Consider the following 22,129-nt stretch of genomic DNA (forward strand, 5'->3'; position numbering starts at 1 on the left):
TTACAAATGCGGCGGCCCCAAACCCCGCGGCCAAAGCCCTGTGTAATGTCTGCAAACAGACGGTATGCAGGGCCAAGGGAAAGTGTTTCGACTTAGTCTGCATAACCCTGCGGGTGGTCTTTGCGCCATGCAAAGGCGGTTTCCACAATACGGTCGATATCCGTGAATTCCGGAGCCCAGCCGGTGGCGGCCATCAGGCGTTTGGGGCTGGCCACCAGACACGGCGGGTCACCGGGGCGACGGTCACCGGCCTGCCATGGCACCTCGAGCCCGGTCACGCGGGCGACGCTTTCAATAATTTCACGGTTGGAATTGCCGCGCCCGGTGCCAACGTTAAACGTCACGCTCTTCTCGTTCAGCAGGGGCAGAACGGCCAGATGCGCGCGGGCCAGATCCGTGACATGCACATAGTCACGGATGCAGGTGCCGTCTGGCGTGGGGTAATCCTGCCCGAACAGGGTCAGAGCCGCGCGGCGCTTGAGGGCGGCATCGATCACCAGCGGGATCAGATGCGTTTCCGGGCGATGATCTTCCCCGGCGCGGCCGGCAGGATCAGCACCGGCGGCGTTGAAGTAGCGCAGGCAGGCGCTTTTCAGCCCATGGATACGGTCGGCCCAGTACAGGGCGCGTTCCACCATGTATTTGCTCTCACCATACGGGGAGCCGGGGTCAACAGGGGTGTCTTCGCTGATCGGTTCATCCCCGGCAGAGCCGAACAGAGCCGCCGTGGAGGAAAACACAAACCGTTTGATGCCGTGGCGCACGCAGGCATCAATCAGCCCGAAGCCGATGCCCGCATTGGCGGACATATAGAGCATCGGGTCCTGCATGCTCTCACCCACCAGAGAGAGGGCGGCAAAATGCAGCACACCATCCCACGGGCCATCGGCCAGCACGCGGTTCAGGCACTCCAGATCTGCCAGGTCCCCATGAATGAAAGTTGCCGCATCCGGCACGGCAGAGCGATGGCCCGTGCGCAGGCTGTCGAACACCACAACGTCATGCCCATCATCCAGAAGGGCAAGAATAACGTGGCTGCCAACATATCCGGCGCCACCAGTAACTAGAAAACGAGCCATGAAAGCCGATACTCATATCCATTAAAAGATGGCTGAGACCCTAGGGCTTTTGAGCGACCGGAAGCAAGGCCGAGGCGGCCCTTTTCTGGCTTCAGAAGGGTTTGAGCAGGCGGTCCAGATAGTCCAGTTCCTGCTGCGGGCGGGTGCGATCAGAATCGCGGCGGCGCAGTTCCTGCTCAATCTCACGCGCGCGCTGGCGGGCGACGTTATCGGGGATATGCGTGCCGTCGTCCGGGGCCTGATCCCCGCCTTCACCCATGCGACGCCCCAGCGGGTCACGCTTGTCTTTGCCGTTCTCCTGACCGTCGCTGTCATCCGCGTCATCAGAGGGCGAGGCTCCCCCATCGCCTTCGTCTGCGCTACCCTGACCTTGCGACCCTTCACCCTGTCCACCGGACTGGCCGCCACTATTGCCGCCAAAAGCAGGGAGGAAACTGGGTGTGGCGTTCTGGCCGTTGCCCTTCATGGTGTCCTGCATCTGCTGGCGGCTTTTGCGCAGGGCTTCCAGCACTTTTTCTTCCGCAGTGGCGGCGGTGGCATCATCCCCGTCGGCCAATGCCTTGCGGGCATCGTGCATGCTTTTCTGTGCGTCTGAGAAGGCCGGGGGCGTTTTGCCGGTCAGTTCCTTGAATTCGTCTTTCAGCTCATCCAATGCCCGGTCCAGCGCGTGCTGAGTGGCGCGCTCTGTGCGGCGTGCAGCGGCCTGCGCTTCGGCTTTGGCCGGGTCCAGAGCGGGTTGCTGCGCATCGCCTGAAGAGGCGTCTGGATGCTGAGGGGCTGCGTGCGGCGAGGGGGCATTCTGGTCAGTGCCCGGGGGCACGGGCAGACCCAGCTTACGCAGCAGTTCGGAGGTGGACATCGCGCCGTAATCTTCGTCGCCGTCTTCGTCCTGATCCATGTCGTTCTGCTGGCGGGACTGGGCGCGGAGTGTTTCATCCAGACGCGACTGTGCGTGGTCCAGCAGGGATGTTTCCTTGCCTGTCAGGTCCCGCAAGGCGGCGCCCTGTTCACGCGCTTTCTGCTGCGCCACCATCTGTTGCGCCATGGCTGCCATATCCTGCGGGGTGGCGTTGCGCATGCGCTCGGTGGCGTCTTCCATTTGTTGCAGCCGTTGCAGAGCATCGGCAGAATGGCCGTTGGCGGCATCACGCTGCAACTGCTGCATCAGGCGGGAAAAGGCCTTGTCCCCGGCTTTGGAAAAACCGGGCAGATCCGGAATGGCCGTATGTTCCCGCATGGCCTGCGCTGCGAGAGCCTGCATCTTGCGGGCAATGGCGTCTTTCAGGGTTTTCAGCCGGGCTTCCAGTTCCTCCCGCGCCTGCGGGGATTGCTGGCCGTCTTCCCGCATGTGCTGCAACTGCTGGGCCACGGCAGCCTGAGCGGCGCGTACCTCAATGGAGGCCTGAGCACTGGCGTCATCGCCTTTGCGGCGGTCTTCAATATCCAGCGCCAGATCCCACAGCAGATTAGTGGTGCTGGTGCGGGCGGTTTCCGTATCCACTTCCTTGTCGTCCAGCATGGCGACGAGGCTGGTGAGGGCTAGGAACATGCCCGTGTGGTCATTAATCGGGCCGGGGGTTTCGCCAAGGGCGGCGAGGTCTGTAGCGGTCTCGCTCCGGCTTTCGCGCCCCAGAGCAAAGCGTTTGCGCAGGTCCAGCACCGCGCGGGCCACGGGGGAGTGGAACACGCGCGCGCCCAGCCGGAAGGTGGCGGGTTTGCTCTGGCCCTCATGCCCGCTGACGGCAGTGGCCACCACGTTGCCGGTTACTTCCTCGCCCGCCCATGGGTCTTCTGAGAGGTCCGGCGTGCTGATACCCTTGGCTGATTTGGGATGACCGCTGAGAGGCAGAGGCACTGTGAGCGTGCGGGACGGCCCGCGCCCCGGATGAACCAGATGTAGCTGCACAGAGAGCGAGGCCAGCCCGTAGGCATGCGCGGCTTCATACGGCAGGCGGGTGCGCCAGTCTGTTTTGCCTGCGCCCGGGTTAGGGCCCCATGCAGCGGTCGGGGCCGCATCGGGAAGAACCGTGACCGGCCAGCGGGCCAGCGTGCGGCCTCGTCCCGCGACGCGCACAAGGCCGCTGTGGCGCAGGGTGACTTCAATTTTCCAGCTCTGACGGTCCAGTGTCTGACGCGCTTCATCCTGCATGACCAGCCCGCCTGCGCTGCGCAGAACGGGGTGGGAGGACAGGCCCGTGACAATAACGGTCAGCCGCGCGCCTTCCGGGACGGAAGGAGCGGGAGCATTGGGGTTGAGGAAAACGGGTGCTTCCGGCGCGTAAGCCGGAGGCGTGATCCACGCTTCCACATGCGCCATCGGCACGTCCGGATCATCCCGGCCGGGGATGAACGCGGCGAGAAGACGACCGGGCGCGGACGACCCCGCCATAACCCCGGTGCCAACGAAAGCCGCCAGCAGAGCCGCCCCAATCCAGCGGCGCGCCGGACTGGCAGGCAGCAAACGTGGCCATCCGGCGCGTAACGTGCCCAGAGTGGCCAGAACGCGCTGCTGATGCGCCTGCCACAACGGCTGCGGCAGGCCTTTGCGGGCACCGGCGGGCTGATCTGTCAGGGTGGCAAGCGGGCGGTTGTGGAGACCGGAGGCGCGTTCAATCCGGCGGTCAATGGCGTCCGCGGTGGGGGCCTTCAGGCGGGAGAGGTCATTATGCAGCCGCCATCCGCACAGGCTGAGCCATCCGGCGACTGCTACAAGCCGCAGGCCGTCCGGCAGGTGTTGCGGCAGGCGTAAAAGCCCCGCTACGCCATACACGCCAAGGAGCGCCAGCGTGGGCTGAAGAGCGGGCCAGAGCTGTTCGGTATGCAGCACAAAGGCCGCGTGCTGGCGGACGGTCGCCAGCCGGGCCGCCAGAGAACCTCCGTCCGCAGTGGAGGAGGCCAGATCCTGTTTCAGATCCGCCGTCTTCATGCGGTTCCGGCAAGGTGGGAGGGCACGCTTTCATCCTGCCACAGGGCTTCAAGCGGCTGGCGAGGGCGGATAACGTGCCATGAGCCCTTGTCCACCAGCACTTCCGCCGCCAGCGGGCGGCTGTTGTAGGTGGAACTCATCACAGCGCCATAGGCCCCGGTATCCAGAATAGCGACGCGTGCGCCGCGCTGCATGGGGGGAAGGGCGCGGTCCCGGGCGAAGGTATCGCCACTTTCACACACCGGGCCGACGACATGGGCCGGGGCAGCGGGCAGGGCGGCGTCATGCGGGCTGAGGGGAACAATGCCATGCCACGCATCATACATGCTGGGGCGCAGCAGGTCATTCATGGCGGCATCCAGCACAAGGAACGGGGCTTCATCACCACGCGCCTTGTTCAGAATAACGGTGCTGAGCAGCAGGCCGGAGGGGCCAACGGGCCAGCGCCCCGGCTCAATGGCCAGACGGACATTCAGGCCGCCGAGTTCCGCCCTGATGGCCCCGGCCAGTGCTTCCGGCTGGCCTTCCGGCTCGTTGCGATAGGAAATGCCAAGGCCGCCGCCGCAATCCACGACTTCAACCGTCTGACCCGCAGCGCGCACGGCCTGCACCAGTTCGGCAATGCGGGCATAGGCTGCGCGATAGGGCGCGACGGAAGTAATCTGGCTGCCTATGTGGGTGGAGAACCCGACCGCCCGGATGCCCGGCAGGCTTGCGGCTCGGGCGTAAAGGGCTGCGGCGTCATCATACGGGATGCCAAACTTGTTGGCGGCCAGACCGGTGGTGATTTTGGCGTGGGTTTTGGCGTCCACGTCCGGGTTCACGCGCAGGGTGATGGTGGCGTCTTTGCCCAGTTTGCGGGCAATGCCGGAAATAATGTCCAGCTCTTCCGCACTTTCCACATTGATCTGCCCGATGCCCAGACCGATGGCATGCTCCAGCTCGGCATCACTTTTACCCACGCCTGAAAAGACAATGTGGCTGGCCGGGATGCCGGCTTTGAGTGCGCGGGCCAGTTCGCCACCACTGACGATATCTGCACCAAAGCCTTCTTCACGCAGGAGAGAGAGAACGGCCAGATGGTCATTGGCTTTCACGGCGTAATGGATGGAGGCGTTCAGCCCGGCATCCTGCATGGCCTGCCGCATCCGGTGCATGCGTGCGCGCAGGGTGTCACCGCTCAGCACCCAGCAGGGGGTGCCGACTTTATCCGCAATGGCGTTAAGCGCCACGCCATCCAGCATCAGGCCGCAGAGCGGGTCCATTTCCAGAAACGGACGGCTGGCCAGCAGCTCCGCAACGGATGGGTCCGGGTCATGAAACGTCACATCATCGGCCATGGGGCGCGTAAGCCTTGAAAATAAAATGCTCCGGCACCCATGGGGCAGGGCGGCTTCTGCCGGACCCGGAGCGTGTTTGTTCTGTTATACCGCCAGCCTGACAGATTGCCAGTCATCATGCCAGTGCAGCCAGCTTAGTCGGCGGGCGGATAGCCCTGCGGATAAATGATTTTATCCTGCGGTCCCGGCGCATGGGGAGAGCCTTTTTTGCCGCAGCCGCTCAGCGGCAGGGCCAGCACGACCAGTGCCAGAAAACTGACAATCAGACGGATCTTCATGCTCAGGCCCCTTTGTGTTCAGCCACAGGTTCAGCGTCCAGTGCTGCCAGCCATTTGCGGGCTTCACGCTGCACATTGCTGCCGGCGGTGCCGCCCTCACTGGTGCGGGAGGCAATGGAGGCTTCAACCGTCAGTACGGAATAAATATCATCCGTAATGCCGGGTTCTTCCGCCTGCATCTCTGCCAGAGACAGATCGGCCAGATCCACGCCTTTTTCTTCCGCTTTGGCGACCAGACGGCCTGTAACGTGATGCGCGGTGCGGAACGGCACCTTGAGCACCCGCACCAGCCAGTCGGCAATGTCGGTCGCGGTGGAGAAGCCGGAGCCGGCCAGCGCACGCATCTGTGCCGTGTTGGCCGTCATATCCCGCACCATGCCGTCACAGGCGGCGAGGGAGAGGGCGGCGGCATCGGTGGCAGCAAAAACCGGCTCTTTATCTTCCTGCATGTCCTTGGCGTAAGCCAGCGGCAGGCCCTTCATGACCGTCAGCAGGCTGACAAGGCTGCCGGTAATGCGGCCCGTTTTGGCGCGCACCAGTTCAGCAGCATCCGGGTTGCGCTTCTGCGGCATGATGGATGAGCCAGTGGTGAACGCATCGGACAGCCGGATGAAGGAGAACGGTGAGGAACACCAGATCACAATCTCTTCCGCCAGACGGGAGAGATGCATGGCCATGATGGACAGAGCTGAGAGATATTCCAGCGCGAAGTCCCGGTCCGATACGGAATCGAGTGAGTTGGCCGTCGGGCGGTCAAAGCCCAGCGTGCGGGCTGTCATCTTCCGGTCGATGGGGAAGGACGTGCCAGCCAGTGCTGCTGAGCCAAGCGGGCATTCGTTCAGGCGTTTGCGCGTGTCTGCCAGACGGCCACGGTCACGGGCCAGCATTTCCACATAGGCCATCAGGTGGTGGCCGAACGTTACGGGCTGTGCGGTTTGCAGGTGGGTAAAGCCGGGCATGGGGTCTGAAGCATGCTCTTCCGCCCGGCGGGCGAGGGCACGCATCAGGGAAGCCACCTGCTGGTCCAGCCCGTCCAGCGCGTCACGCGTCCACAGGCGGAAGTCGGTCGCGACCTGATCATTCCGGGAGCGGGCGGTGTGCAGGCGTTTGCCGGGTTCACCAATCCGTTCGGACAGGCGGGCTTCGATATTCATGTGAATATCTTCCAGCGCTTCGGAAAATTCAAAGCGTCCGGCTTCAATATCCTGACCGATGGCTGTCAGGCCCTCGCGGATGGCGGCTTCATCCTCGGCAGAGATAATGCCGGTATGGGCCAGCATGGCAGCATGGGCCAGAGACCCTGCAATATCCTGCTTCCACATGGCTTTATCAAACCCGATCGAGGCGTTGATGGCCTGCATGATCTGGGAAGGGCCACCGGCAAACCGGCCGCCCCACTGCATGTTGGCGTCTGCTTTGGCCCCGGCGGCCGTGCTGGTGGTGTCCGTGCTGCTCAGAGACATGTCATGCCCCAACCCGTATCCTTAAAAAGTGTCTGTGTGCTGCATCCGGTGGGTCAGGCCCGTGGGTGCAGCGTGCAAAGCGTGCACCCTACTGATGCGCGCGCCGTGGCGCAAACCGTGAGGATACGCCATGATGCCGTTATCACCTGTTGTGAGGGCGGGGCTGCCCTGCTACGCGGCATGGGTTTTCGTAATGCGGGATCATCCCTATCTTGCGCAGGCAAGAGGAACAGGATTCCAAGGAGTTCATGACTATGAGTGCAACGAACAAACTTACGACCTACGCTGTGATTGATCCCGGCCCGAATGTGCTGCTGGAAGTCATGAAGGCCGCAAGCCCGATTGAAGCCGTGAAGAAAATCGAAGAGAAAATGCGCGGGCCTGAGTATGTGGCAGCCCGTTCCTACGATCTGGGCGGTGAAGAATCGCTGGAGGGGGCCGACCCGGTCTATCTGGTGTATGACCTGACGGACGCGGAACTGGATGATGAAGGCCTGACGGGTGAAGATGCCGGTCTGGTGCGCGCTCAGGCTGATGAAGCGGGCGTGGTTGTCTCTTCCGCCAAAGGCTGAGGCATGATGGTCTCTGGCAAAACGCCGGAGTGCTGAGCAGGAGGCCGCCCGGTTTTGTCCGTGGTGGCCTTTTTGCTTATTGGAAGGATGCAGGATGACGGACAGTACCGCAAAAACAGCTTCAAGTTTTGCCGTCTATGGCACCGATCAGGGCGGCCCCTTTGTGCTGGTGAGTGACCATGCAGGCCGCGCCGTGCCGCCCGCGCTGGGGGATCTGGGCGTGAGTGCGGAAGAGCGCGCGCGCCATATTGGCTGGGATATCGGGATTGATGGCGTGGGCCGTCATCTGGCCGCTCTGCTGCCTGCCATGCTGATTGAGCAGGTTTATTCCCGGCTGGTGATTGATTGCAACCGCGCCCCCGGTCACCCGACCTCCATTGTCAGCGTGAGCGACGGCACGGCGGTGCCTGCCAATGCGGGGCTGACGCCGGAGCAGATTGCCGACCGGCATGAGACCATTTTGCATCCCTATCACGGTCGTATTACGCAGGAACTGGATGCCCGTCTGAAAGCCGGTCGCCCGACGGCCGTTGTGGCGCTGCACAGCTTCACGCCGGAAATGCGGGGCTTTAAGCGCCCCTGGCATGCCGGCATTCTGCATAATCATGATTCGCGTCTGGCCCACATCATGCTCGACCTGCTGCGGCAGGATGGTCTGACGGTGGGGGACAATGAGCCTTATGCGCTGACCGATACGTCCGACTACACCATTCCGCTGCACGGTGAAAAACGGCAGCTGCCGCATCTGGAAATTGAAATCCGGCAGGATCTGATTGCTGATGAAGCTGGCCAGAAAGATTGGGCTGAGCGTCTGGCGCGCCTGCTGCCGGAGGCATGGGCGCAATTCTGCAAAATCTATGGGGCCAGTCAGATCACGGAAGCGCTCACCGCGCAGGATAACCAGCAATCCGCTCCGGCATCTGCAAAGCAGGCGGGTCAGGCCAGCCGGTAGTCTGGCAGGTAAGCGTGTGTCTTGGCTGAGTATAAGGCGAGAGAGAGTGGGACTGAAACGGAGAGGTATGCAGGTTGCATGCGTGCGTTTCAGAACTGTTCCGGTCGCTTTATGTGTCGCCTTTGCGTCCGTGTGTGTTGCCCTTAATGTTTGATAAAGCCATTTTTTGAAACAGAAGCCCCTTTCGCCGTCGGTGCGGAGGGGGCTTGCTCCCGTTTTCCCGTCTGAAACGCCAGAGAACAGCATGACCAAAACGCCCGATTCTGTTTCCACCAAACCTCAGATCATCACCGGCAAGGCACGTCTGGCCGGGGTGCTGGGCTGGCCGGTTTCGCACTCCCGTTCTCCCGCGCTGCATAATTACTGGCTGCGACGGTACGGGATTGATGGCGCGTATGTGCCGCTCCCCGTAAAGCCGGAACAGTTTGAAGCTGCCGTGCGCGGTTTGCAGGCCGCCGGGTTCCGGGGCGCGAATGTCACCATTCCGCACAAGGAAGCTGCCTGTGCGCTGGCGGATGAGCTGGACCCGTCCGCTCAGCGGGCCGGAGCAGTTAATACGCTGGTGTTTGAAGAGGATGGCCGGATTCGGGGACTCTCAACCGATGGCGGAGGCTTTGTGGCCAGCATGGACGCCAGCGGCATCAGCCTTCCGGCGTCTGGTCGGACGTTGCTGCTGGGGGCCGGGGGGGCTGCGCGGTCAGTCGCGGCGGCGTTGCAGGACCGGGGGCTGCATGTGGCCGTGACCAACCGCACACAGGCGCGGGCCGAGAGCCTTGCCGCTGTTCTGCCGGGGCTGGAGGTTGTGCTGTGGGAGACGTGGGAAGCCGGACTGGGCGGGTATGACCTGCTGGTGAACACCACCTCACTGGGCATGGAAGGCGGTCCGGACCCGATGTTCTGTCCGTCTCTGAAAGCGGCCTCTCATAAACTGGTTGTGGCGGATATTGTTTACGTGCCGCGCCTGACCCCACTGCTGGCTGAGGCAGAACAGCACGGCCTGAAAACGCTGGGGGGGCTGGGCATGTTGCTGCATCAGGCGCGCCTCGGTTTCCGCGAATGGTTCGGGCAGGACCCGGTCGTGGATGCGGAGACAGAAGCAACTGTGACGGCTAGCTTGTAACGCGCTGGCGGGGGAGCGCGGCGCGCATCAGGCAAACAGAAAGGTCTGAGATGAAGGTTGTGGGGCTGACAGGCGGAATGGGCATGGGCAAAAGCACCGTGGCCAGCATGTTCCGGCAGGCGGGCGTTCCGGTGTTTGATGCCGATGCCACCGTACGCCAGCTTCAGGCCGATCATGGCCTAGCCCTTGGGCCGATTGCGGAACTGGTGCCGCAGGCGGTGGTGAATGGGCATCTTGACAGAGCCGTTCTCCGGCGGGCCGTGGCGGAAACGCCGGGTCTGCTGCGGCAGCTTGAGGCCATTCTTCACCCAATGGTGCGGGCGGCCCGACAGGATTTTCTCAGCCGCCACCGTCGGCAGGGCGCACGCTGCGTGCTGCTGGATATTCCGCTGTTGTTTGAAACCGGCAGCCAGCGGGCCTGTGACCATGTCCTGCTGGTGTCCGCTCCGCCCCGTTTGCAGGCTGAGCGGGTGGCGCGGCGGCGTGGGTTGCCAAAAGCCGAGGCCCGGCGGCTGATGGTCCGGCAAATGCCCGATGCCAGAAAGAGACGGCTGGCGGATACGGTGATAGAGACTGGTGTGGCTCTGGGCGCAACGCAGCGGCAGGTTCGATCTCTGATTAAGGCACTAAAGGCATGAAACGCTCCATTCTGTTCGATACGGAAACCACAGGGCTGGACCCGGCCACCGGCGACAGGGTGATTGAAATTGCGGCCCTTGAGCTGGTGGGTGACCTGCCAACTGGCAAGAGCTACCGCGTATTGATTGACCCGGAGCGGGACGTGCCGGAAGAGGCCTCCCGCGTGCATGGCTTTACGGCAGCGGACCTTCAGGGGAAGCCGAAATTTGCCGAGGTTGTGGATGAATTTCTCAGCTTTATTGGCGATGACCAGCTGATTGCCCACAACGCCCGCTTTGACTTTGGCTTTCTGAATGCGGAACTGAAACGGGCGGGGCGTAAGCCGCTGGATCTCGGCCGCATGGTGGATACGCTGGATATGGCGCGTGAGCGCTTCCCCGGTATGCCCAACAGTCTGGATGCGCTGTGCCGCCGTTTTGGCATCGATCTGTCTGCCCGAACCACGCATAACGCGCTGCTGGACTGCAAGCTTCTGGCCGATGTGTATGTGGAGCTGATGGGCGGCCGCCAGCACGGGCTCGGGCTGGTGGCAGACGGCACCAACGGCCATGCCGTGATGTATGAGGGGCCGGTGAATCGTCGGGTTGTGCGGGTTGTGCCCACGCAGGAAGAACTGGCGGCGCACCGCGCTTTTGTGGAAGAACTCAAGGAACCTGTGTGGACTGCTGAATAGAGGCAGCATATCTTTTTAAAAAGGTTACTGTCTTTATGGTCTTGCCGTGTTTCTTCTTTCCGTAAAACATGGCAAGACGAAAAGGCGCTGCATCTGGATCCCCCGGACTTTGGCGGCCGCCATCCTGACAGCAAGGAGCCTGTTGATGCGCTCTGCATCCCTTCACATTGCGACTGCCCTGGCCTTGTGTGGTACATGGTCTTTGACCGCCTGTGCCCAGACGACGCTTGGGCCTGTAACGGGTGAAGTCTCGTTTCACACCAGTTCAGCCGATCTGGGTGTGGGCTATACGTGGGGCCATGGGGTTCTGACTTACGGCGGGCGGACCTATCCGTTCTCCGTCAAGGGCGCTTCCGCCGCAGCAATCGGCTATTCATCCGGTGACAGTGTGGGCAAGGTCTATAATCTCCAGCGGATTGAAGATTTTGCCGGTACGTTCTGGGCGCTCTCTGGTGAAGCAACCGTGGGGCGTGGCGTCAGCGGCCAGCTGATGGAAAATGACAACGGCGTGCGGATTCGTCTGGACTACACGCGCGGCGGTGCACGAATTGCTGCTTCTCCGTCTCGTCTGACTATCCGTTTGCTCAAAACGCCGGAGCAGTCTTCCGGTGAGCATACAGGCAGCGTAAAGGCCCATTCTGCGGCCAAATGAATTTTGAGATCTGACGGGGCGCAGAGGGTATGAGAGGGGCAAAGCCTCTCGCCTGCGCCCATCATTTTGTCTGCTTAGCGCACCAATTTTTTGACGGTCTCTGCGTTGCTCAGCCGCTGGTAAGCAAGCGGACTGTTTTCTGAATAATCTGCTTTTCTTCAAACAGTGCCAGAGCGCGCTGGCGTCCGGCTTGCCCCATGCGGGTGCGCAGGGGCACGTCCTGCACCAGCTGGCGCAGGGCCGCAGCGAGGGGTGCGACTGTAGCAGGTGGCACCAGCAGGCCGGTTTCTCCTGAGACAACCTGCTCGCGCGGGCCGCTGATATCGGTGCTGACCACGGGCAGGCCCGTCATCATCGCTTCGATAATGGACATGGGCAGCCCTTCAAAATGGCTGGGCAGCGTGAAGATATCCGCAGCAGCCAGAACCGCAGGCGTATCAGCCCGATACCCCAGACATTTCAGGCGCGAGCCAAGGGCGGCCTGTGCTTCGGCAAAGCAGCTATCCAGTGCTGCACCGTGGTCGGAGGTCAGTCGTTCGCCCACCACCCACAGTTCGGCTTCAGGCACGCTGCGCATGGCGTCCAGCAGTTCCGGATAGCCTTTGTGACGCACCAGACGGGAGACCACCACGATAACCGGCGTTTCTTCTGCCGTGCCCAGTTCCGCACGGATGCGGGCGCGGGCTGCCGGGTCTGGCCGGAAGCGGGAGCTGTCCCGTCCATTGCCAATGGCGATGGGGGTGCGGGCGATATGCAGCCGTCGGGCATCCTCGGCTTCTTCCTGCGAGACGGTGAGATAAACATCTGTGATGCGCCCGCAGAGAAATTCCAGAACCAGCGCCAGTCCGCGCCGCAGCGCAGACCCCGGCTGATTGAACAGAAAACCGTGGCAGGTATAGGCAATGCGGGGCACGCCACAGAGTTTGGCGGCCACGCGGGCCAGAATACCGCTGATGGGCATATGTGCATGCACCATGTCCGGTTTTTCCCGCCAGATCAGCCGCACCAGCGCCCAGAACGCCCGGGCCTGCGCCAGAGGGGAAAAAGAGCGGGCAAAGGGCAGCGTTTCCACCCGAAACCCGGCCTGCCGGGGCGGGGCGACCAAAGGGCCATCTGCACAAACCCCGACCACCTCATGCCCCTCTTCCCGCAGGGCGCGCATGAGGGGGAGAAGGAAGTGATTCAGGGAAAAATCGACGTTCGTGATTTCAAGAATTTTCACGCCCGGCCTTACTCAGTCATCAGGGTGAGTGCCCAGCGGACCGGGCGCATGGCCGGGGCGGAGGGGGCAGTTCCGGCAGGTTTGCTGGAAGCTGCGGATTCAGAGGCCTGTGCGGATGTCCCGTGCTCTGTGGGACCTTCCGTCTGCGGTGCATGGTCAGCCGCCGCATCCTGCCCGGCAAAAAGCGCCTCCGCCATGCTCGGCGTTTCCTGCGTGGCGTGTTCGGACTGGCCCGTATGGCTCAGGCCCGTCGTGCTGGCAGCCTGATAGGGCATGCTGTCGGCGGGAGGTGCATCATGCAGCAGCGGGCTGAAGGCGTCTTCTTCGCTGTGTTGCGGGGCTGCGGCGTAAGCTTCACCCTCCTGCACATAACCCTGCATGTCCGTCTGGGCGTAGGCATGGTCTGGGTAGGCGGCTGACGCATCCTGTTCGGCGTAGCCCTCGTTTTCTGGCTGATAGGCCTCGTGCTCAGTTGCCGCATGAGACTGGCCGTAAAACGCGTCCTGTTCACTGGCGGTGTGTGCGTGGTCGGCGGAATAAGCGGCATTGTCTTCCGGGTAGGTATCGCCCTGCGCATGGGCTGCGGCGTGGTCTGCACCGTGCGCCTCGGTTTCCAGAGCCTCTTCTTCGCCTTCAGCAGCACGTTCTTCCGGTGGTTCGGGTGCTTCTGGCGGGCAGAGGACAATTTGCAGAGAGTCCACGCGCTCGCCACTGCCCAGATAGACGCTGTCTTCCAGATAAGCGGCCACGTTGGCCTGAAACAGCCAGCTTTCTTCCTGCGTGTAGAGCAGGAAGCCGTGTTCGATTTCTTCCACGGTAATGTCCGGGTGCAGATGGAAGCGCACACAGAAATCCCGGCTTTCTGTGCCCTCAAGGGCTTCCGCCCCGCGCAGGGTCTGGCCATCCTTGCCCAGATAAAGCTGGCGGGAATACACGCCGCCGCCCTGGGGCTTGTAGCCATCATGCGTCATGTGCAGCCAGTGCGCGCCGTCCTGCGAGGCCTGTGCGCGCGTGACGGTTGGCCGGTGCGTAATGGCCCCGCTCTGGTTGCGCGTAAGGGGGGAGAGTGAGCCCATTTCCAGCACGGAATGCGCCGCCGGGACGCGCAGCGCCTCAGCCCAGCCACGCTGTGTGCTGGACCCGCAATTGACGATAATCCGCTGGCGGCCAGAGGAAAATTCAAAGGAAAGCATGCCCGCATGGGCCGTGCTGTCATAACCCGCCGGGGCGGGGCCGGAGGCATCGGCAAACAGCATGGTGCGGCCGCTTGTCAGGCGGATATAGCCGCTTTCCGGCTGGCTGGCGGCGACGACGCGCCCGCGGGAGGCACGGTTGAGCACCTGCTCGATCAACTGCGGGTCGCGTTCCCGGCTGCCGTTAAAGAGCATCAGCCCGCCATCCCCGTGCCGCATGGCGCGTAGGGCCGGAGCTGCGCGGTCGGCCACTTCCATCAGGCGGGAGGGCAGGGGCAGGCGGGCTGTCTGGAGAATGCTGAGCATTTCAGCCAGTTCCCGCACGGCCTGAAACTGGTCTTCCGGGCAGCGGGTGATGTGGCTCCCATCCGCAAGGAACTGCTGATCAATTTCCTGATCAATCAGTTTGAGATAGCGGGACAGAAATTCCGGGTGGTCAGGAATGGCGACAGCAACGGCGAGCAGGCCTTTCAGGGCTGTCAGCGCGCGCCAGCCACGGGCTCCCTCCGGCATCAGCGCCATAATGGAGCGGGCTTCCATAATCAGCGCAGCCATCAGGTTCTGCCGGAAATTGTCATCCGCAGCAGCAGCGAAAAATTCGTAATAGGAGAGCCACGCGGCCAGACGCGCCCCGGTTACGGAAGGGTCAGTAATCGGGCGTTCAGAGGCAGGCTGGCCAATCCATGTGGCGACCATGCTGCGCGCCTTGATGCGGGCGGATTCCGCACCCAGTTCCCGCAGGTCCCGCAGCCAGGTAAAGCCTTGCAGCCAGCGGCGATAGGCTTCCGGCCAGGCGGGGTTATCCCACTGCAAATGCTGGAGGTTGCGCACAACCCCTTCAAACAGGCTCTGGTTCCGCACCAGACGTTCACCCACCAGAGGGTCCCCCGGCCAGAGGTCTCGCAATGTCAGGGCCGGTGCGGCAGGCACACGGCTAAAACCACCCAGCGGGTTCCGCATGGCAAAGGTCAGACGGGCATCACGGGTCCAGCGGCGCAGGGGCATCAGGCAGGGAGTGCTCCGAAGTGAGAGGGCAGGGAGGACAGAGGATCTGTCAGGAGTGATAAAGCCCTGTGCAAAGGGGCGGAATGATCTGCATCATGCTGTAACTCGAGACCGCAGGGCGTCTATGGCTGCGGCGTAGTCCGGCTGAGCGTAAATCGCACTGCCGGCAATCAGCACATCCGCTCCGGCCTCTATCGCCAGAGGGGCGGTTTTCGGGTCAATCCCGCCATCGACGGCCAGACGGATGTCCCGGCCTGTGGTGGTAATCATTTCCCGCAGGCGGCGGATTTTGGGGAGCTGACTGGTCAGAAATTTCTGGCCGCCAAACCCGGGATTGACGCTCATTACCAGAATCACGTCCACCAGATCCAGAATTTCGCTCACCGCTTCTGGCGGCGTCGCCGGGCACAGCACAATACCGGGTTTGGCCCCAAGCGCACGGATATGCTGGAGCGAGCGGTGTGCATGTGGCCCGGCTTCAATATGAATAAGGATATGGTCCGCGCCAGCCCTGGCGAAGGCTTCCAGATACGGGTCAGCGGGCTCGATCATCAGATGCACGTCAAACGGCAGCGTGCTGTAAGGCCGCAGGGCTTTGACCACCTGTGGGCCGAAGGAGATGTTGGGCACAAAATGCCCGTCCATCACGTCCAGATGAATCCAGTCTGCCCCGGCTTTGGCCACGGCCTGCACTTCCTCGCCCAGACGGGCGAAGTCGGCGGCGAGAACACTGGGAGCAATAAGGGGGCGGGTTACAGAGTGCATAACTTTTGTTATCCGCAATCCCGCCGCCCGACGCAACTCTGTTAAAGCGCGTTTGGAAGATTGTTACGCAGGCACGATGAAGCGGGCTGCAAAAAAACCATCCATGCTGCCTTTGTCCAGCCACATACCCGGGTGGGTGCGCAGCCAGCCTTCCGGCGTAAGAGCTTCTGGCAGAAAGGAAAGTTCTTCCGGCGTAAAGGGGGAGGGGATCAGCCCCATCTCCTGCGCAGCGCGGGCGCGGGCCGGGCCTTCCTCATCCTGCAGGGAGCAGACGGCATAAATCAGCCGACCACCGGGGCGCAGCATGGATTTGGCCGCAGCAAGCAGCCGATCCTGTCCAGCTGTCAGCGCGTTCAGGTCACGCGGGCGTTTGACCCACAGCACATCCGGGTGGCGGCGTGCCGTACCGGTGGCGGAGCAGGGCGCATCCAGCAGAATGGCGTCAAACAGCGCATCCGGTTTCCATGTGGCAGCGTCGTCCTGCACAATCTGCACAGGGTAGGCCAGTCGCGCCATGTTTTCCTGCAGGCGCAGCAGGCGGGTCGCGTTCTGCTCCACCGCCGTCACGTCTGCGCCAGTGGCGGCAAGCTGCGCGGTTTTCCCGCCCGGGGCGGCGCACAGATCGGCCACGCGTTCACCCGGCTTGGCCGCGAGCAGGCGCGCCGGGAGGGTTGCGGCGGCGTCCTGCACCCAGAATGCGCCTTCCTCATACCCCGGCAGTTCCGTTACACGGGTGCCAGCGGGCAGGCGAATGGAGCCGTTGGGCAGTTCCACGCCGCCTTCCGGGGCAGTCGCGCCGGGGCGGAGGGTGATGTCCAGCGGGGCTTCATGACTGATCCCCTGAGCAATGGCGCGTGCAGCCCCTTTGCCCAGCGTGTTCCAGGAACTCCACAGCCAAGAGGGGATATTCAGGCGTGGCTGGTCCAGCCCTTCCAGCAGAGCGGGACCCTTATCGGCCACCTTGCGCAGCACAGCATTGGCCAGCCCGGCAAACGGGGCCAGCTTGCGGCGGCGCAGCAAAGAGACCGTGGTGCCAACGGCGGCATGCGGCGGTGTTTCCAGAAACAGCAGTTGCGCACAGCCCATCATCAGCGCCACGCGCACCGGTTCCGGCGGTTCCTTGCGCAGGAACGGTTCCAGCACGGTGCGCAGCGTGCCCATGTGGCGCAGGGTAGCTGCGGCCAGACGGTGTGCTGCCGCACGGTCACGCGGCGGGGCCTCGTGCTCGTTAGCAGAGCGGGACAGGGTGGTTTCCAGCATGCGCCGGTGTTCCACCACGCCGCACAGAATATCAAACGCAACGTCCCGCGTGGGGTCAGCAGGCTGGGGGGCGTTGTTCCGGCGCGCTGCATTGCGTCTGGGGTTACGGGGGCGGCGGGGTTCTGCTGTCATCAGCTCACTATCTGTTCAGGCAATCAGGTCAGGCCATAAAGGCGGGGGAGGTGGCAGGCCAGACCTGCCGGAGCATTACGCCACCAGCAGGGCGGCGTCTGCTGATGTCGGGGCTTGGCTCTTGGTCAGATACCGGCGAAGCACGTCGGGGTAGAGCTGGTGTTCCTGCCGCAGCACGCGCGCAGCAAGGGTATCAGCCGTATCACCCGGCAGAACTGGAACCGCTGCCTGCCCCAGAATGGGGCCTTCATCCATGCCTTCTGTGACCAGATGCACGGTGCAGCCGTGGATGCGCACGCCAGCGTCCAGCGCGCGCTCATGCGTATGCAGGCCGGGGAACACGGGCAGCAGACTGGGGTGAATGTTCAGCATTTTCCCCGCCCACTGGGTGGTGAGGAACGGCGTGAGGAGGCGCATATAACCCGCCAGACAGACGACTTCCGCCCCGGCGTCCCGCAGGGCGGCATTAACGGCGCGTTCATGCGCGTCACGGTCTTTTTTATACAGGCGGTGGTCGATCGCCACGGTCTCAAGGCCTGCGGCGCGAGCCATGTCCAGCCCCGGTGCGTCTGGTTTGTTGCTCAGCACAAGGCAGATGCGGGCGGGGAAGTCCTGCTGTTTGCACGCTTCAATCAGGGCCGTGGCGTTGCTGCCCCGGCCACTGAGCAGAATGGCGACCGGGGTTTTAGGCGTCTCACTCATGCTGCGTGAAAATCCGGGGACGCAACCATCTTCAGGCCAGCTTTGGCGGCGCTGTCAGCAGCCTTGGCGATATGGCCAATCAGCGTGCCCTCTTCGCCCAGTTCTTTCAAGCGGGCCAGAACTTCGTCCGGTTTGGGGGTGATGAGCACCATGCCCACGCCGCAGTTAAACACGCGCAGCATTTCTTCATTCGCCACGTCACCCGTGCGGGCCAGCCAGTTGAAGACGGGCGGGACAGGCCATGCGGCGTCAATCACAGCGTCCAGCCCGTCGGGCAGAATGCGGGGCAGGTTGCCCGGCAGGCCGCCACCAGTGATGTGCGCTGCGGCATGCAGCAGGCCTGCGCGATGCAGGTCCAGCACCGTACGGACGTAAAGTTTTGTCGGGGTCAGCAGGGCTTCACCCAGATTTTTGCCCGGTGCAAAGGCAGCCGGGTCCGTCCAGGCCAGATGGGCATCGGCCACAATGCGGCGCACCAGAGAATAGCCGTTGGAATGCACACCGCTGGAGGGCAGGGCAATCAGCGCGTCCCCGTCCGCAATGCCAGCGGGCAGCAGGGCGGAGCGTTCTGCCGCACCCACAGAGAAGCCCGCCAGATCATAATGCCCATCGGCATACATGCCGGGCATTTCGGCCGTCTCACCACCGACCAGCGCACAGCCGGACTGTTCACAGCCCTGCGCAATGCCGCGCACAACCTTGGCGGCACTTTCAACAGACAGGCGGCCCGTTGCAAAATAATCGAGGAAGAAGAGCGGTTCCGCACCCTGCACAATCAGGTCGTTCACGCACATGGCGACCAGATCAATCCCCACAGTTTCATGCAGACCCGTTTCAATGGCCAGCGTGAGCTTGGTGCCGACCCCATCCGTGCAGGAGACCAGCACCGGATCTTTAAAGCCTGCGGCCTTCAGGTCGAACAGCGCACCGAATCCGCCAAGGCCACCCATGGTGCCGGGGCGGTCTGTTGCTTTGGCTGCGGGTTTGATGGCGTCAATCAAAGCTTCTCCGGCTTCAATATCCACACCGGAGTCACGATAGGTGAGGCGGGAAGAGGGAGAACTGGAAGAAGACGTCATGACAGGTGCTCTTGGTCTGAAAGGGGTCGATGTAACGGATCGGGTAGGGTAGGAATCCCTGAGGACAGTCTTTACGGCAGGTGAAGCAACACGCAAAGCGGCATGAAACGGATTACGGAAACAAAAGAGGCCGCACAGCAGCCTGTGGCGGACGGAAAGGAGGGTGGAGTGAGCGGGCAGATTGCTCTGCCGTTCGCGCACCGCCCCCGATTCGGACGCTCAGATTTTGTGGCGGCTCCCTCCAATGCGGCAGCGCGCGGCTGGGTGCTGGATGCGGAAGCAATGTGGCGCTGGCCGGAAGGCCGCATGGCCCTGTGGGGGGAAAGCGGCACTGGCAAGACGCATCTGCTCTCCGTCTGGGCGGCGCGGCATGGTGCGCCTGTTATTGAAGGCCGCCGCCTGAATGAACAGGATGTGGCCAATCTGTTTCATGAAGGCGGGTTCCGCGCGCTGGCGCTGGATAATGCGGATCAGGTGCGGGAAGAGGCAGACCTTCTGCATCTGATCAATCTGGTGCGAGAGCGGCGGATGGCGCTGCTCATGGCTGGCCGGGCTTCCCCCGCGCGGTGGCGTGTCTCTCTGCCGGATCTGGCCAGCCGCCTGCGGGCCACGGCCTCTGTGCCCATTGGGCAGGCGGAGGAGGAATTGCTGCGGCGGCTGTTCCTGCGTTTGCTGGCGGAACGGCAGATGGTGGTGGCTCAGCCGGTGACGGAATGGCTGCTGCGGCGTCTGCCCCGCAATGCCGGAGCGATTCGGGATATGGCCGCCCGGCTGGATCAGGCGGCCCTTGCGTCTGGTGAAAAAGTGACGCGCGCTCTGGCCGCAGGCGTTCTGGAATCCTTGCTGGAAGACGACGCAGGGGCCTCTTAACGTCTTGCTCTGCGGGCGTGTCTGCGTCACTGTGCGGAACGATTTCGTTATAGTGTAACATTAACCTGAAAGTGGTTTCTGCATCATGAGCAGCTTTTTCAAGCGTTCTCTGTTGCCTCTGGCGGTGCTGGCGTGCGCTCCGGCGGTTCTTCCTTCCATCCCCTTCGCGCATGCGGATGAGGGGATGTGGACCATGGACCATCTGCCCGCAGACCTGATGAAGCAGCGTTACGGCTTTACCCCGACCGCCGCCTGGACGGAGCGCGTGACCAAGGCGTCCGCCCGTCTGGCACTGGGCTGCTCGGCCTCTTTTGTTTCCGCCGATGGGCTGGTGATGACCAATCACCACTGCGCCAATGAATGCCTCCAGCAGCTTTCCGGCAAAGGGAAGAACTACTTTCAGGATGGCTACAGTGCCAAAAGCCCTGCGGATGAGCAGCGCTGCCCTGCCATGGAGCTCAACCAGCTGGATAGCATTACCGACGTGACGGACCGGATGCAGACGGCCCTGCGCGGCAAGGATGGTGCGGCCTACACTACGGCGCGTCAGGCCGAGGAAAGCGCCATTGAAAAAGAATGCGCCAAGGATGACCCCAAGAAATGGCGCTGCGATGTCATCAGCCTGTATCATGGTGGTCGCACGGCGCTGTATCGCTACCGCCGTTATCAGGACGTGCGCATGGTGATGGCGCCGGACCAGAACGCGGCCTTCTTTGGCGGGGACCCGGATAACTTCAACTTCCCGCGTTATGATCTCGATATGGCGTTCATGCGTGTTTACGAAAACGGGAAGCCTGCCAAGGTTGAAGCCTTCCTGCCGTTTGACGCCGCAGGGCCGAAAGAAGGAGAACTGGTGTTCACCTCCGGTAATCCGGGGTCCACAGAACGTGAAGTTCCGCTGGCGGATCTGGAATTTTCCAGAAATGTGACGGTGCCGTTCATCATTGATAACTATTCCGCACTGGATGGCGCGCTGTGGCAGTACAGCCGGGAAAGCACGGCACATCATCAGGAAGCGCAGGAACGGGTCTTCGGGATTGAAAACAGCCTGAAAGTCTATCGTGGCCGCGTGGATGTTCTGTCTGACCCCAAACTACTGGATGCCAAGGCAAAAAATGAAGCCAGCCTGCGCGACTGGATCAACGCTGACCCCAAACGCAAGGAAGCCTATGGCGACCCGTGGGCGAAAAACGCACAGGCGCTGGCCGTCAAGAAGCGTATTTTCAAACCTTACGTGATGCTGGAAGGTGCTTTTGGGATTCAGGGTGAGCTGTTCCAGTATGCCAAGCTGCTGGTGCGCGCTGCGAACGAACGCCAGAAACCCGATGCTGAACGTCTGACAGCGTATCATGATGCCCGCCTGCCTGCGCTGGAAGCCGAACTCGGTTCCACGGCCCCGGTCTATCCTGATCTTGAAAAGACAGAACTCGCCTTTTCTCTGACCAAGCTGCGGCAGGTGCTGGGCGCGGATGATGAGATGGTGAAGCTGGTTCTGGGTAAAGCCGCACCGGATGATCTGGCGGAAACGCTGGTCAAGGGCACCAAACTTGCAGACCCCAAGGTGCGTCTGGAGTTCTGGAAAGGTGGGGCAGACGCCATTGCCGCCTCCAAAGATCCGATGATTGTGCTGGCCCGCAGCATCGAACCGCAGACCCGTGCCCTGCGTAAGCAAATGGATGATGAAGTAGCCGCTCCGTCTCGTCAGGCGAGCGAAGCGATGGCCAAGGCCCGTTTTGAGCGCGATGGTGTATCGTCCTACCCGGATGCCACATTTACGCAGCGTCTGTCTTTCGGTCAGGTCAAGGGCTGGGATGAAAACGGAAAAGCCGTGCCAGCCTTTACCTATTTCTCCGGCCTGTATGACCGCGCAACCGGGTCTGACCCGTTCAAGCTGACCAAGCCCTGGCTGGACGCCAAGGCGCACGTCAACATGAAAACCCCGTACGATTTTGTCTCGACCAATGACATTATTGGCGGCAACTCAGGTTCTCCGGTCATCGACTCTGAGGGTCATGCCGTGGGTCTGATTTTTGATGGCAACATTCACTCTCTGGGTGGGGATTTCTATTACGATGAAACCACCAACCGTGCTGTTGCTGTCGATACGGCTGCCATCATGGAAGCGCTGAAGGTGGTTTATAAAAATCAGGCGCTGGCTAACGAACTGTCTCAGGGGCATCTCTGAGATCTGACGCATGACCCGCAAG

The 22,129-nt window shown here is 62.4% G+C and carries 19 protein-coding genes; 8 read left to right on the top strand and 11 right to left on the bottom strand.

Going from position 1 to position 22,129, the window contains the following annotated elements; genetic code table 11:
* Positions 1–92 precede the first annotated feature (92 nt).
* From galE to argH, 5 genes are all read right to left on the bottom strand, one after another.
* The gene (galE, locus tag ACHQGU_RS05205; protein ID WP_395496085.1) at positions 93–1,079 is read right to left on the bottom strand and encodes a UDP-glucose 4-epimerase GalE; all 987 of its coding nucleotides are present in this window, start codon (positions 1,077–1,079) and stop codon (positions 93–95) included.
* A gap of 91 nt (positions 1,080–1,170) precedes the next feature.
* Positions 1,171–4,005 carry a DUF4175 domain-containing protein gene (locus ACHQGU_RS05210; RefSeq protein ID WP_395496086.1) on the bottom strand — a complete coding sequence of 945 codons (2,835 nt, stop codon included), beginning with the start codon at positions 4,003–4,005 and terminating at the stop codon, positions 1,171–1,173.
* Positions 4,002–5,345 carry a diaminopimelate decarboxylase gene (gene lysA / locus ACHQGU_RS05215; protein ID WP_395496087.1) on the bottom strand — a complete coding sequence of 448 codons (1,344 nt, stop codon included), beginning with the start codon at positions 5,343–5,345 and terminating at the stop codon, positions 4,002–4,004. The genes ACHQGU_RS05210 and lysA overlap by 4 nt, the downstream gene beginning before the upstream one ends.
* 134 nt (positions 5,346–5,479) lie before the next feature.
* A complete protein-coding gene (locus ACHQGU_RS05220; RefSeq protein WP_167375208.1) occupies positions 5,480–5,623 on the bottom strand; it encodes a hypothetical protein in 144 nt (47 codons plus the stop codon).
* A 2-nt stretch (positions 5,624–5,625) separates the two neighbouring features.
* Positions 5,626–7,086, bottom strand: a complete 1,461-nt coding sequence (argH, locus tag ACHQGU_RS05225) for an argininosuccinate lyase (protein WP_395496088.1) — start codon at positions 7,084–7,086, stop codon at positions 5,626–5,628.
* 248 nt (positions 7,087–7,334) lie between these two features.
* Between argH and ACHQGU_RS05230 the strand changes: the two genes are divergently transcribed.
* The 6 genes from ACHQGU_RS05230 (at position 7,335) to ACHQGU_RS05255 (ending at position 11,694) form a co-directional block, all read left to right on the top strand.
* Positions 7,335–7,658: a hypothetical protein gene (locus ACHQGU_RS05230; protein ID WP_395496089.1), complete on the top strand. Its 324-nt coding sequence runs from the start codon at positions 7,335–7,337 to the stop codon at positions 7,656–7,658.
* Positions 7,659–7,752: 94 nt separating this feature from the next.
* A complete protein-coding gene (locus ACHQGU_RS05235; protein ID WP_395496090.1) occupies positions 7,753–8,610 on the top strand; it encodes an N-formylglutamate amidohydrolase in 858 nt (285 codons plus the stop codon).
* A gap of 244 nt (positions 8,611–8,854) precedes the next feature.
* The gene (locus ACHQGU_RS05240; protein ID WP_395496091.1) at positions 8,855–9,730 is read left to right on the top strand and encodes a shikimate dehydrogenase; all 876 of its coding nucleotides are present in this window, start codon (positions 8,855–8,857) and stop codon (positions 9,728–9,730) included.
* Between the two features lie 50 nt (positions 9,731–9,780).
* A complete protein-coding gene (coaE, locus tag ACHQGU_RS05245; RefSeq protein ID WP_395496092.1) occupies positions 9,781–10,368 on the top strand; it encodes a dephospho-CoA kinase in 588 nt (195 codons plus the stop codon).
* Positions 10,365–11,042, top strand: coding sequence for a DNA polymerase III subunit epsilon (dnaQ, locus tag ACHQGU_RS05250; RefSeq protein ID WP_062250689.1), 678 nt, complete (start codon positions 10,365–10,367; stop codon positions 11,040–11,042). Before coaE ends, dnaQ begins: the two co-directional genes overlap by 4 nt.
* Before the next feature lie 145 nt (positions 11,043–11,187).
* Positions 11,188–11,694, top strand: a complete 507-nt coding sequence (locus tag ACHQGU_RS05255) for a hypothetical protein (RefSeq protein WP_395496093.1) — start codon at positions 11,188–11,190, stop codon at positions 11,692–11,694.
* A 109-nt stretch (positions 11,695–11,803) separates the two neighbouring features.
* Here ACHQGU_RS05255 and ACHQGU_RS05260 read toward each other — a convergent pair whose 3' ends face one another.
* The 6 genes from ACHQGU_RS05260 to purM form a co-directional block, all read right to left on the bottom strand.
* Positions 11,804–12,916: a glycosyltransferase family 4 protein gene (locus ACHQGU_RS05260; protein WP_395496094.1), complete on the bottom strand. Its 1,113-nt coding sequence runs from the start codon at positions 12,914–12,916 to the stop codon at positions 11,804–11,806.
* 8 nt (positions 12,917–12,924) lie between these two features.
* Complete coding sequence (locus ACHQGU_RS05265) at positions 12,925–15,114, bottom strand: heparinase II/III family protein (RefSeq protein ID WP_395496095.1); 2,190 nt, start codon at positions 15,112–15,114, stop codon at positions 12,925–12,927.
* Between the two features lie 93 nt (positions 15,115–15,207).
* Entirely contained in the window at positions 15,208–15,879 is a 672-nt protein-coding gene (gene rpe / locus ACHQGU_RS05270; RefSeq protein ID WP_215753489.1) for a ribulose-phosphate 3-epimerase, read from the bottom strand.
* Between the two features lie 63 nt (positions 15,880–15,942).
* Complete coding sequence (locus ACHQGU_RS05275) at positions 15,943–17,271, bottom strand: RsmB/NOP family class I SAM-dependent RNA methyltransferase (protein WP_395496096.1); 1,329 nt, start codon at positions 17,269–17,271, stop codon at positions 15,943–15,945.
* Between the two features lie 75 nt (positions 17,272–17,346).
* A complete protein-coding gene (gene purN, locus ACHQGU_RS05280; RefSeq protein ID WP_395496097.1) occupies positions 17,347–17,973 on the bottom strand; it encodes a phosphoribosylglycinamide formyltransferase in 627 nt (208 codons plus the stop codon).
* Complete coding sequence (gene purM, locus ACHQGU_RS05285; RefSeq protein WP_062140831.1) at positions 17,970–19,052, bottom strand: phosphoribosylformylglycinamidine cyclo-ligase; 1,083 nt, start codon at positions 19,050–19,052, stop codon at positions 17,970–17,972. The genes purN and purM overlap by 4 nt, the downstream gene beginning before the upstream one ends.
* Positions 19,053–19,154: 102 nt before the next feature.
* On the opposite strand from purM, the gene ACHQGU_RS05290 reads away from it, so the two are divergent.
* Both ACHQGU_RS05290 and ACHQGU_RS05295 read left to right on the top strand, forming a co-directional pair.
* Complete coding sequence (locus ACHQGU_RS05290; RefSeq protein WP_252353723.1) at positions 19,155–19,922, top strand: chromosomal replication initiator DnaA; 768 nt, start codon at positions 19,155–19,157, stop codon at positions 19,920–19,922.
* An 85-nt stretch (positions 19,923–20,007) separates the two neighbouring features.
* The gene (locus ACHQGU_RS05295) at positions 20,008–22,107 is read left to right on the top strand and encodes a S46 family peptidase (protein WP_395496098.1); all 2,100 of its coding nucleotides are present in this window, start codon (positions 20,008–20,010) and stop codon (positions 22,105–22,107) included.
* Positions 22,108–22,129 lie beyond the last annotated feature (22 nt).

Source organism: Acetobacter sp. KSO5, assembly GCF_044094635.1.
GTDB lineage: Bacteria > Pseudomonadota > Alphaproteobacteria > Acetobacterales > Acetobacteraceae > Acetobacter > Acetobacter cerevisiae.

What these genes read in the sequence shown, in the direction of transcription:
- ACHQGU_RS05230 (WP_395496089.1), top strand. Translation starts at nt 7,335, where the DNA reads ATGACTATGAGTGCAACGAACAAACTTACGACCTACGCTGTGATTGAT.
- ACHQGU_RS05275 (WP_395496096.1), bottom strand. Translation starts at nt 17,271, where the DNA reads ATGACAGCAGAACCCCGCCGCCCCCGTAACCCCAGACGCAATGCAGCG.
- argH (WP_395496088.1), bottom strand. Translation starts at nt 7,086, where the DNA reads ATGTCTCTGAGCAGCACGGACACCACCAGCACGGCCGCCGGGGCCAAA.
- ACHQGU_RS05210 (WP_395496086.1), bottom strand. Translation starts at nt 4,005, where the DNA reads ATGAAGACGGCGGATCTGAAACAGGATCTGGCCTCCTCCACTGCGGAC.
- ACHQGU_RS05255 (WP_395496093.1), top strand. Translation starts at nt 11,188, where the DNA reads ATGCGCTCTGCATCCCTTCACATTGCGACTGCCCTGGCCTTGTGTGGT.
- purM (WP_062140831.1), bottom strand. Translation starts at nt 19,052, where the DNA reads ATGACGTCTTCTTCCAGTTCTCCCTCTTCCCGCCTCACCTATCGTGAC.
- lysA (WP_395496087.1), bottom strand. Translation starts at nt 5,345, where the DNA reads ATGGCCGATGATGTGACGTTTCATGACCCGGACCCATCCGTTGCGGAG.
- ACHQGU_RS05295 (WP_395496098.1), top strand. Translation starts at nt 20,008, where the DNA reads ATGAGCAGCTTTTTCAAGCGTTCTCTGTTGCCTCTGGCGGTGCTGGCG.
- purN (WP_395496097.1), bottom strand. Translation starts at nt 17,973, where the DNA reads ATGAGTGAGACGCCTAAAACCCCGGTCGCCATTCTGCTCAGTGGCCGG.
- ACHQGU_RS05265 (WP_395496095.1), bottom strand. Translation starts at nt 15,114, where the DNA reads ATGCCCCTGCGCCGCTGGACCCGTGATGCCCGTCTGACCTTTGCCATG.
- ACHQGU_RS05220 (WP_167375208.1), bottom strand. Translation starts at nt 5,623, where the DNA reads ATGAAGATCCGTCTGATTGTCAGTTTTCTGGCACTGGTCGTGCTGGCC.
- ACHQGU_RS05290 (WP_252353723.1), top strand. Translation starts at nt 19,155, where the DNA reads ATGAAACGGATTACGGAAACAAAAGAGGCCGCACAGCAGCCTGTGGCG.
- ACHQGU_RS05240 (WP_395496091.1), top strand. Translation starts at nt 8,855, where the DNA reads ATGACCAAAACGCCCGATTCTGTTTCCACCAAACCTCAGATCATCACC.
- ACHQGU_RS05235 (WP_395496090.1), top strand. Translation starts at nt 7,753, where the DNA reads ATGACGGACAGTACCGCAAAAACAGCTTCAAGTTTTGCCGTCTATGGC.
- dnaQ (WP_062250689.1), top strand. Translation starts at nt 10,365, where the DNA reads ATGAAACGCTCCATTCTGTTCGATACGGAAACCACAGGGCTGGACCCG.
- rpe (WP_215753489.1), bottom strand. Translation starts at nt 15,879, where the DNA reads ATGCACTCTGTAACCCGCCCCCTTATTGCTCCCAGTGTTCTCGCCGCC.
- galE (WP_395496085.1), bottom strand. Translation starts at nt 1,079, where the DNA reads ATGGCTCGTTTTCTAGTTACTGGTGGCGCCGGATATGTTGGCAGCCAC.
- coaE (WP_395496092.1), top strand. Translation starts at nt 9,781, where the DNA reads ATGAAGGTTGTGGGGCTGACAGGCGGAATGGGCATGGGCAAAAGCACC.